The organism is Micromonospora sp. NPDC049282, from assembly GCF_043197045.1.
Lineage (GTDB): Bacteria > Actinomycetota > Actinomycetes > Mycobacteriales > Micromonosporaceae > Micromonospora.
In genome coordinates, this window is sequence record NZ_JBICSL010000016.1 from 1 (window position 1) to 8,978 (window position 8,978).

The window sequence follows — 8,978 nt, forward strand, 5'->3', positions numbered from 1 at the left end:
CCTACCCGGATGCGTACGCGCAGTGGGAGAAGCAGGCCACCGACCTCGTCAACCAGCACTGGACCAAGTAAGCACCACGCCGAAGGCCGGCACCCCGAACCACGGGGTGCCGGCCTTTCAGCGCACGACCTTGACGTTGAACAACGGGGTGCCCAGTCGGCCGTAGAGGCGCAGGCCGAAGTCTGCGGTCCGGCGCCCTGCGCACCGCGGCCCGGGCCGCCGGTGACGATCCCCGCGCCCAGCTCGTCGGGATGTTCGACGCGCTCAGCGGGGCATGCCGCCGGGAGGGTTACCACGGCTGCGCGTTTATCAACACCGCGGCCGAGTCGCCCGCCGGCAGCCCGGTGCACGCCCGTACGGTCGAACACAAGAACATGGTGCGGGCCTGGGTGACCGACCTGGCCCGGCAGGCCGGGGCGGCCGAGCCGGGGGCCCTTCCTTACTCGCTGGCGGGGTGGGGGGCGATCTGGCCCTGGCGCAGGCGGGCGGCGCAGAGTTCGGCCAGCTTCGCGTACGCGGACGCGCCGATCAGCGCGGTCAGCTCCGGCCCGTACGAGACGTACATCGGGTCGGCGCCGACGTGCGCGTCGGTGGAGGAGGTGCACCACCAGTCCAGGTCGTGCCCGCCGGCGCCCCAGCCGCGCCTGTCGAACTCGGCCAGCGTGGAGATCAGCACCTTGGTGTTGTCCGGCCGCTTGTGCCACTCCTGGTCGCGGCGGACCGGCAACTGCCAGCAGACGTCGGGCTTGTACTCCAGCGGGTGCACCCCGTCGCGCAGCGCCTGGGCGTGCAACGCGCAGCCGCCCCCGCCGGCGAAATCGGCGTCGTTCAGAAACACGCAGGGGGCGTCCACGTCGCGGGTGGCCGTGCGCCGGGCCGGCGTCCTGCCGTCGACCGTGTCGTTCTCGGTCCAGTTCTTGAAGCCGCGGCGGAAGTGCTGCCACGTCTCCGGCGTGAGCCGCTTGACCGCCGCCCGGACCCGCTTCTCGTCGTCCGAGTCGGTGAAGAACGCGCCGTGCGAGCAGCACCCGTCGGCGGCCCGACCGGCCACGATGCCGTGGCAACCCGAGCCGAAGATGCACGTCCAGCGGGAGAGCAGCCAGGTCAGGTCGGCGCGGACGACGTGCTTCGGATCGGCCGGGTCGGCGAACTCGATCCACTCCCGCGGAAAGTCCAGCCCGACCTCGCGGCTGCGCGGGTCGTCCGCGTCGTCCACCAGCACGTGAAGCTCGATCTGCCCTGTCACTCGGACCAGCGTACGCGCGGTCACCGCGGCCGGCCGGCGAGCCGACGAAACGTGTTGCGCCTAGGGTTCCTGCCATGCGACTGGGTGTCCTCGACGTCGGTTCCAACACGGTGCATCTGCTGGTGGTCGACGCCCACCACGGCGCGCATCCCTGGCCGGCGCACTCGGAGAAGGTCGTGCTGCGGCTGGCCGAGCAGGTCGGCCCGGACGGCGCGTTGACCGACGCCGGCGCGGACGGGCTGGTCAAGGCGGTCGGCATGGCCCGGGCCGCCGCCGACGGGCTGGACGCCGAGGACCTGCTGGCATTCGCCACCAGCGCGGTCCGCGACGCCACCAACGCCGGCGAGGTGCTGGCCCGGGTTCGCGACGAGACCGGCGTACGCCTGGAGGTGCTCTCCGGCGCGGACGAGGCGCGGATGACGTTCCTCGCGGTGCGACGGTGGTTCGGCTGGTCCGCGGGCCGGCTGCTGGCGCTGGACATCGGCGGCGGCTCGCTGGAGCTGGCCGCCGGCATCGACGAGCACCCGGACGTCGCGGTCTCGCTGCCGCTCGGCGCGGGCCGGCTCAGCCGGGCGCGGCTGGCGGTCGATCCGGCCGGCCTGATGCCGCCGTCCGCCGAGGCCGTGGAGCACCTCCGGGAGTACGTGGACGCGCAGCTCGACCCGGTGGTGAAGCAGCTGACCGAGGTGGGCTGGGAGCGGCCGGTGGCGACCTCGAAGACGTTCCGCACGCTGGCCCGGCTGGCCGGCGCCGCGCCGTCCGGCGCGGGTCTGTGGGCCCGGCGCAGCCTGACCCGCACCGGGTTGCGGCAGGTGCTCGGGTTCGTCCGGCACATCCCGCCGGCGCACCTGCCCGAGCTGGAGGGGGTCAGCGCGCAGCGCGCGCACCAGCTCCTGGCGGGCGCGGTGGTGGCCGAGGCGGTGATGCGCCGGCTGGACCTGGACAGCCTGGACATCTGCCCCTGGGCGCTGCGTGAGGGCGTCATCCTGCGCCGGCTGGATCAGCTCGCACCGATGTGATCCGGGCGGCCGCTCTGGGCGCTTTGCGGCTGCTCGTCCCGATGCTTCCTGACGGGTACGGCTACCCTGAGGGTTGTGACTTCCCGCGTCCCGGTGCTCCTGTCCACGTCCTCGGTCTTCCCCGAACGGACCGCGGCGGCGTTCCAGCTCGCCTCGGCGCTCGGGTACGACGGCGTCGAGGTGATGGTCTGGACCGACCCGGTGAGCCAGGACGCGGGCGCGCTGCGTGGGCTCTCCGAGCACTACGACGTGCCGGTGCTCTCGGTGCACGCGCCCTGCCTGCTGGTCACCCAACGGGTGTGGAGCCCCGACCCGTGGGAGCGGCTGCGGCGGGCCGCCGAGCTGGCCGAGACGCTCGAGGCGCCCACCGTGGTGGTGCACCCGCCGTTCACCTGGCAGCGCGACTACGCGCGCTCGTTCGCCGACGGGCTGGCCGCCATCGCCGGCCAGTTCGGCGGCCTCCGATTCGCGGTGGAGAACATGTTCCCGGTGCGGATGGCCGGCCGCCAGTTCGTGCCGTACGTCCCGGGCTGGGACCCGACCGACAGCGGTTACGCCTCCTACACGCTGGACCTGTCGCACTGCGCCGCCTCACACACCGACGCGCTCGCGATGGCAGACCGGATGGGCGCCGGGCTGGCGCACGTGCACCTGGGTGACGGCACCGGCGAGGGGCGCGACGAGCACCTGGTGCCCGGTCGGGGCGGCCAGCCCTGCGCGGAGCTGCTCCGGTCGCTGGCCGGGCGCGGCTTCACCGGCTCGGTCGCGGTGGAGGTGACCACCCGGGGCGCGAAGAGCCGCGCGGTCCGCGAGGCGGACCTGCGCGAGTCGCTCGAGTTCGCCCGCGCCAACCTGACCGCGCCCTCACCGGTCGACGTCTGACGGGCCCTCGTCCGCGTCCGACCGGCCCGGCGGACGGACCCGCGAGACGGTCCGACCGGCCCGGCGGACGGACCCGCGAGACGGGCGGCCGGGCGGACCGCCGGAGGTCAGCTGACCGGGGCGAGCGGTTGGGCCGGGACGGCCTGCTCGCCGACCGCGGCCCGCTTGCGGGCCCGGTGCGCCGCCACGTGCGAGCGGGTGGCGCAGCGCTCCGAGCAGAACCGCCGGCAGCAGTTGGACGAGGTGTCCAGGTAGACGTTGCCGCAGCGCTCGTCCGCACAGACGCCGAACCGGGCGCTGCCGTACTCGCAGAGCCAGACGGACAGGCCCCAGACCGCGCCGGCCAGGTATTCCGCGGAGACGGAGGCGCCTCGGCTGGTCACGTGCATGTGCCAGTCCGAGGAGTCGTGGCCGGAGATGCGCGGCTGCACCGGGAACGCCTCCAGCAGCGCGTTCAGCTCGGTCACCGCGTCGGCGTCCCGCCCCGAGGTGCCGTACTCGAAGATGTCCCGCAGGCGCTTCTGCGCCCGGCGGAAGGTCGCCAGGTCCCGTTCCGCGACCTCGTCGCGCATCCAGGCGTTCTCGTCCGGGAAGAGGGCCCGCAGGCCGTCGAGGTCGTCCAGCCGGGCGTTGACGAGCTCGACCCCGGTCCGGGCGTACGCGTCGAAGTTCACGCCCCAACGGTAGACGACTCAGTGGGGGCGTGGCGCGTCGATGTAGTGGGGCAGGAACCGCGCGTAACCGTCTGTGATGAGGCTCTCGCTCTCCCGCACCCCGGCGCCGGCCGACCCGCCGTCCACGATCCAACTGCCCAGCACCGTGTGGGAGTCCGCGAACTGGGGCAACGCCCGGAACTCCTGGAAGCAGAAGCCCTCGTCGCCGTAGATCCCCGGGTTGGTGATCTCGGTGTCGCCGGTCACGATGCGTACCGAGCCGCCCTCGCGGCCGAGCAGCGGCTTGGCCACGTACTCGGTCATCCCGCGCGGCGAGTCGAGGTAGGCGGGCAGCAGGTAGTCGTGCCCGGGATACAGCTCCCAGAGCACGGCCAGCAGCGCCTTGTTCGACAGCAGCAGCTTCCAGGCCGGCTCGATCCAGGTGGTCGGGGTGCCCGGGTCCAGCGCCGGCGGCCCGTACGGCTCGGCGAGCATCCACTCCCACGGGTAGAGCTTGAAGCAGGTGGTGATCGGCCGGTCGTCGGCGTCGACGAAGCGTCGCCCGTCCCAGCCGACCCGCTGGATCGGCATGAGCGTCACGTCCAGCCCGGCCTGCCGGGCCGTCTCGGCCAGGTAGCCGGCGGTGATCTGGTCCTCGCCCGACTCCTCCTCGTTCGACCAGACCACGTGCGCCCGGGGCTCGTGCAGCCCGGCGCCGATCTTGGCCCAGGCGCCGACCAGCCGCTCGTGCAGGCTGTTCCACTGGTCCGCGTCCGGGCGGGTGTGCTCCAGCCAGTACCACTGCACGATGCTCGCCTCGACCAGCGCGGTCGGGGTGTCGGCGTTGTACTCCAGCATCTTCGGCGGCCAGCTGCCGTCGTACCAGAGGTCGAAACGGCCGTAGAGCGTCGGCGGGCCCTCCCGCAGCGAGCGGGCCACCGCCTCGGCGGCCCACTCCGGGATGCCGAACTCGGCGTGGCGGCGGCGGGCCACCACGTGCTCGGCGGCGGCCACCGACATCCGGTGCAGCTCCTCGGTCGCCTCCTCCAGCCGGAGCACCTCGTCCAGCGTGAAGGCGTACGCCGCCGTCTCGTCCCAGTACGACATGATCTCGCCGTCGGGCAGCTCGGTGTCGACGTACACCAGGCCCTGGGCCCGGATGGTCGCGTCCCAGTCGGGACGCGGGGTGCTCGCCTCGCGGCGCACGTCAGCCGCCGCAGGAGGCGAGGTGGGTGCCGAAGCCGCCGCGTTCGGGCAGCGCGGCGGCGGCCGGGGCGACGTCGCCGCGCGCGGCCGTGGCCGGCGCGGGGACCCGCAGCGCCACCGCGACGGTGTCGCCGCCTCCGCCGGCCGGGCCGAGCGCGCAGTCGTCATCGTCGTCGTAGCCGTTGTTGCAGCCGGAGAGCGCGAGCGCCAGCGCGGTCAGCGCGCCGAGCTGCACGGTGGCCGAGCGGAGCCGGCGTCGGGGGTGTCGTTCCACGTGAATGTTGTAGCGGATCGTCGCCACTTCGGGTGCCCGGCGGGGGGACGGGGGTGGGCGTTACGCTCGGCTCATGCTCCGTTCCGTCATCCTCGCCGCCTCCCGGTCATCCCAGGTGGAGCGGCTCGTCGCGACGGCCCCGTTCACCCGGGACGTCGTCCGCCGGTTCGTCGCCGGCGCCGGCACCGACGACGCGCTGCGCGCGACCCGCGCACTCGTCGCCGACGGCCAAGCGGTCACCCTCGACTACCTGGGCGAGGACACCACCACCCCGGAGCAGGCGAACGCCACCCGGGACGAATACCTCAAACTGCTGCGTCTGCTCGGCGCCGCCGGGCTCACCCCGGCCGCCGAGGTCAGCGTGAAGCTGTCCGCGCTCGGCCAGATGTTCGACGAGCAGCTCGCCCACGACAACGTGCGGCAGATCTGCGCGGCGGCCGACGCGGTCGGCACCACGGTCACCCTGGACATGGAGGACCACACCACCACCGACTCGACGCTTGACGTCCTGACCGAGCTGCGCAAGGACCACCCGTCGACCGGCGCGGTGCTCCAGGCGTACCTGCGGCGGACCGAGTCGGACTGCCGCGAGCTGGCCTCCGCCGGTTCGCGGGTGCGGCTGTGCAAGGGCGCCTACCGGGAGCCGGAGTCGGTGGCCTACCAGTCCGCCCGCGAGGTGGACAAGTCGTACGTGCGCTGCATGAACGTGCTGATGGCCGGCGACGGCTACCCGATGCTGGCCACCCACGACCCGCGCCTGATCGCGATCGGCGAGGACCGGGCGCGCTGGTTCGACCGCGACCCGGGCCGGTTCGAGTTCCAGATGCTCTACGGCATCCGCCCGGAGGAGCAGCAGCGCCTGGTCGGCGAGGGCTACACGGTGCGCACCTACGTCCCCTACGGCGACCAGTGGTACGGCTACCTGATGCGCCGGCTGGCCGAGCGCCCGGCCAACCTGGCGTTCTTCGGCCGCGCGGTGATGTCGAAGAAGTGAGTCAGCCGTTCGACCAGGTCCGGGTGCACAGCACGAGGCGGTAGCCGTCCGGGTCGGCGAACGCGATCCCCCACCTGTCCCAGTACGGGCCGGCGGAGACCCTGGTCCCGCCGGCCCGTTCCAGTCCGGTCACCAGCCCGTCCTCGACCGGCCCGTCGAGGTAGAGCACGAACAGGTCCTCCTCGGTCGGCCGTGGGTCGGCGGTCAGCGCCGCGCCGCCGACCAGTTCCAGGTGCCAGCCGGCGCCGGGGAGGCCGAGCATGACCAGGTCGTGTTCCCCCGGCCCGTCGGCGGCGCCCCGGTAGAGCACGTTCAGACCCAGGCCGTCGGCCCAGAACCGTTCGGCGGTTGCCAGGTCGCGGCTGGGCCGGGCGAGGCGTACGTGGGTGTCGGCGGAGATCGGCATGCCGCTGATCGTGCGACCTCAGGTCAGGTTCAGGTCAAGCCTTGACGTCGTGAAGCTAATGGCATTAGCTTTGCAGCTATGACTGTTAGCCAGGTGGTGCGGGACGGCGGGACCATCGCGTACGAGGTGCACGGCACGGGACCCCTCGTGGTGCTCGCGCACGGCATGGGCGAGAACCGGGCGGCGTTCCGGCACCTGACGCCGCTGCTGGTGGCGGCCGGCTACCGGGTCGCCTCGATCGACGTACGCGGCCACGGCGACTCCAGCCCGCACTGGCCCTCGTACGCCCCGGTCGAGGTCGGCGGCGACCTGCTCGCCGTGGTGCGCGAGCTGGACGGCGGGCCGGCCACGCTGGTGGGCAGCTCGTCCAGCGGGGCGGGCGTCGTCTTCGCCGCCGCCGACGTGCCGGAGCTGGTCGGCGGCATCGTGCAGATCAGCCCGTTCGTCGGCCAGCCGAAGCCGAACCTGATGATGCGGGCACTCCAGGCCGCCGTGCTGCGCAGCCCGCGGCTGTTCGGGCTGTTCCACCGCACGCTCTTCCCGTGCGGGCGGCCGGCCGACGACGCGGCGTACCGGAAGGAGCTGGTCGCCAAGCTGCGCGGCCGGATGGACGCGGTGCGCGGCGTGATCGCGCCGGTCGACCCGCACTGGACCGCGCGGGCGCGCGAGGTGCGGCAACCGGTGCTGGTGCTGATGGGCGCGAAGGACCCGGACTTCCCGGACCCCGGCGCCGAGGCCCGGGCCGCCCGCCGGCAGTTCGCCGTCGCCGAGGCGCGCATGATCGCCGACTCCGGCCACTACCCGCACGCCGACCAGCCCGACGCCACCGCCGCCGATCTGGTCGAGTTCCTCACGGTGACCGCGCGTGCCTAGGGCCGGCCTGACCCCGGTGACGGTGGTGCGGGAGGCCGCCGTGCTCGTTGACGAGGTCGGGCACGACCGGCTGACCCTGGCCGCGCTCGCCGGCCGGCTCGGCGTCGCGCTGCCCAGCCTCTACAAGCACGTGCGCGGCGTCGACGCCCTGCACCAGAAGCTCGCCGTGCTGGCCACCGCCGAGATCGCCGACGTGCTGACCAGCGCCGCCGCGGGCCGGGCCGGCGGCGACGCGTTGCGCGCCGTCGCCACCGCCTACCGGGCGTACGCCCACCGGCACCCCGGCCGCTACCCGGCCACCCAGCGGGCGCCCGACCCCGCCGACCCCGAGCACCTGGCCGCCGCCGAGCGCGCGGTCGGCGCGATCTTCGCGATCCTGCGCGGGTACGGCGTCGAGGGCGACGCGGCCGTCGACGCCACCCGGATGTTCCGGGCCACCGTGCACGGCTTCGTCACGCTGGAGGCGGCGGGCGGGTTCGGGCTGCCCCGCGACGTCGACCGCTCGTTCGACCAGATGATCGACGGGCTCGACCTCGCGTACCGCGGTTGGCGGTCCCGATGAGGGCGTCGTCCTCGAGGCCGGGGGTTGCGACGAAGGCCGCGCTGGTCGGCGTCATCTTCCTGTTGGAGCTGGCGCTGCTGGCCGCGGTCGGGTTCTGGGGCTTCACGCTCGACGTCGGCTGGCCGGTGCGGCTGCTCGCCGGCCTGGGCGCGCCGCTGGCGCTCGCCGTGGCCTGGGGAGCGTTCTGCTCGCCCCGGGCCGCCGTGCCGCTGCCCGCCCCGGCCAAGCTCGGCGTCCAGGCGGCCTGCTTCCTCACCGGCGGCGTGCTGCTCGTCCTGGCCGGCCACCCCGTGCTTGGCGTGGTGCTGGTGGCCCTCTGGGCCGTCGACAAGGCCCTGCTGCTCCGGTCCGGCAACCCGGTCTGACCCGTCCTTCGCACGTGGTGCGCCCGGCCGCGTCGACCTTGGAGTTGTGGCGCCTGTGATGCCCGCTTCGCCGGTTATCGGAGGTGCCACAACTCCAAGATCGCCGTGCTGCCGGTGACGAGGCGGGAAGGCAGCGATTACGCGCGGAGCTCTTTCCCGGAACGCCCGATTGGTCGTACCCTTCGCCGGTGACCGACGGCGACGAGGAGCCTCCCGGCCGTGCAGCCGACGGCGACGAGCCACGTGTCGGGAGCGACCGCGAGGGGCAGCAGCCCGACGTCGATGTCGACGCGAAGGCACCGGCTCCGACGGGCGATTCACCCCCGAAGCCCGCGCCGTCACCGGTCCCGGCCACACCCCGACCGCCCGCGTCCAACCCTCCACCGGCCGCCCCCGGGCCCGAGCCGGTCGTGCCCGCGCCGGTCGCCCCCGCGCCGGTCGCCTCCGCGCCGGTTGCGCCCGCGCCGGTTGCGCCCGCGCCGGTCGCGGCCGTGTCGG

General features: G+C 73.9%; 11 protein-coding genes and 1 pseudogene. 7 read left to right on the forward strand and 5 right to left on the reverse strand.

Features of this window, described 5'->3' with window-relative positions; translation table 11 throughout:
- Window positions 1–439: 439 nt before the first annotated feature.
- Window positions 440–1,246 carry a hypothetical protein gene (locus ACGFI2_RS23460; protein WP_393520681.1) on the reverse strand — a complete coding sequence of 269 codons (807 nt, stop codon included), beginning with the start codon at window positions 1,244–1,246 and terminating at the stop codon, window positions 440–442.
- Between the two features lie 74 nt (window positions 1,247–1,320).
- Here ACGFI2_RS23460 and ACGFI2_RS23465 point away from each other — a divergent pair, with 74 nt between their 5' ends.
- Together ACGFI2_RS23465 and ACGFI2_RS23470 are read left to right on the forward strand one after the other, a co-directional pair.
- Entirely contained in the window at window positions 1,321–2,265 is a 945-nt protein-coding gene (locus tag ACGFI2_RS23465; RefSeq protein WP_393520682.1) for a Ppx/GppA phosphatase family protein, read from the forward strand.
- 75 nt (window positions 2,266–2,340) lie between these two features.
- Window positions 2,341–3,147: a sugar phosphate isomerase/epimerase family protein gene (locus ACGFI2_RS23470; protein WP_393520684.1), complete on the forward strand. Its 807-nt coding sequence runs from the start codon at window positions 2,341–2,343 to the stop codon at window positions 3,145–3,147.
- A gap of 107 nt (window positions 3,148–3,254) precedes the next feature.
- Here ACGFI2_RS23470 and ACGFI2_RS23475 read toward each other — a convergent pair whose 3' ends face one another.
- Genes ACGFI2_RS23475 through ACGFI2_RS23485 form a run of 3 tightly spaced genes read right to left on the reverse strand, consistent with a single transcriptional unit; the run spans window position 3,255 to window position 5,280 of the window.
- Window positions 3,255–3,821, reverse strand: a complete 567-nt coding sequence (locus ACGFI2_RS23475) for a CGNR zinc finger domain-containing protein (protein WP_393520686.1) — start codon at window positions 3,819–3,821, stop codon at window positions 3,255–3,257.
- Window positions 3,822–3,839: 18 nt separating this feature from the next.
- The gene (locus ACGFI2_RS23480) at window positions 3,840–5,006 is read right to left on the reverse strand and encodes a glutathionylspermidine synthase family protein (RefSeq protein ID WP_393520688.1); all 1,167 of its coding nucleotides are present in this window, start codon (window positions 5,004–5,006) and stop codon (window positions 3,840–3,842) included.
- Window position 5,007: 1 nt separating this feature from the next.
- Window positions 5,008–5,280, reverse strand: coding sequence for a hypothetical protein (locus tag ACGFI2_RS23485; protein ID WP_393520690.1), 273 nt, complete (start codon window positions 5,278–5,280; stop codon window positions 5,008–5,010).
- A gap of 73 nt (window positions 5,281–5,353) precedes the next feature.
- Between ACGFI2_RS23485 and ACGFI2_RS23490 the strand changes: the two genes are divergently transcribed.
- On the forward strand, window positions 5,354–6,274 hold the full coding sequence (locus tag ACGFI2_RS23490; protein ID WP_393520692.1) for a proline dehydrogenase family protein: 921 nt from the start codon (window positions 5,354–5,356) through the stop codon (window positions 6,272–6,274).
- 1 nt (window position 6,275) lies between these two features.
- Here the strand turns inward: ACGFI2_RS23490 and ACGFI2_RS23495 are convergent, their stop codons facing one another.
- Complete coding sequence (locus ACGFI2_RS23495; protein WP_393520694.1) at window positions 6,276–6,680, reverse strand: VOC family protein; 405 nt, start codon at window positions 6,678–6,680, stop codon at window positions 6,276–6,278.
- Window positions 6,681–6,758: 78 nt separating this feature from the next.
- On the opposite strand from ACGFI2_RS23495, the gene ACGFI2_RS23500 reads away from it, so the two are divergent.
- The 4 genes and pseudogenes from ACGFI2_RS23500 to ACGFI2_RS23515 all read left to right on the forward strand — a co-directional run.
- Window positions 6,759–7,553, forward strand: a complete 795-nt coding sequence (locus tag ACGFI2_RS23500) for an alpha/beta fold hydrolase (RefSeq protein WP_393520696.1) — start codon at window positions 6,759–6,761, stop codon at window positions 7,551–7,553.
- Window positions 7,546–8,115: a TetR/AcrR family transcriptional regulator gene (locus ACGFI2_RS23505; protein WP_393520698.1), complete on the forward strand. Its 570-nt coding sequence runs from the start codon at window positions 7,546–7,548 to the stop codon at window positions 8,113–8,115. The genes ACGFI2_RS23500 and ACGFI2_RS23505 overlap by 8 nt, the downstream gene beginning before the upstream one ends.
- The gene (locus ACGFI2_RS23510) at window positions 8,112–8,480 is read left to right on the forward strand and encodes a YrdB family protein (protein ID WP_393520700.1); all 369 of its coding nucleotides are present in this window, start codon (window positions 8,112–8,114) and stop codon (window positions 8,478–8,480) included. Before ACGFI2_RS23505 ends, ACGFI2_RS23510 begins: the two co-directional genes overlap by 4 nt.
- A gap of 188 nt (window positions 8,481–8,668) precedes the next feature.
- Window positions 8,669–8,978 (forward strand): annotated as a pseudogene (locus ACGFI2_RS23515) (hypothetical protein); the annotation flags it as partial.

What these genes read in the sequence shown, in the direction of transcription:
- ACGFI2_RS23465 (WP_393520682.1), top strand. Translation starts at nt 1,321, where the DNA reads ATGCGACTGGGTGTCCTCGACGTCGGTTCCAACACGGTGCATCTGCTG.
- ACGFI2_RS23490 (WP_393520692.1), top strand. Translation starts at nt 5,354, where the DNA reads ATGCTCCGTTCCGTCATCCTCGCCGCCTCCCGGTCATCCCAGGTGGAG.
- ACGFI2_RS23495 (WP_393520694.1), bottom strand. Translation starts at nt 6,680, where the DNA reads ATGCCGATCTCCGCCGACACCCACGTACGCCTCGCCCGGCCCAGCCGC.
- ACGFI2_RS23500 (WP_393520696.1), top strand. Translation starts at nt 6,759, where the DNA reads ATGACTGTTAGCCAGGTGGTGCGGGACGGCGGGACCATCGCGTACGAG.
- ACGFI2_RS23510 (WP_393520700.1), top strand. Translation starts at nt 8,112, where the DNA reads ATGAGGGCGTCGTCCTCGAGGCCGGGGGTTGCGACGAAGGCCGCGCTG.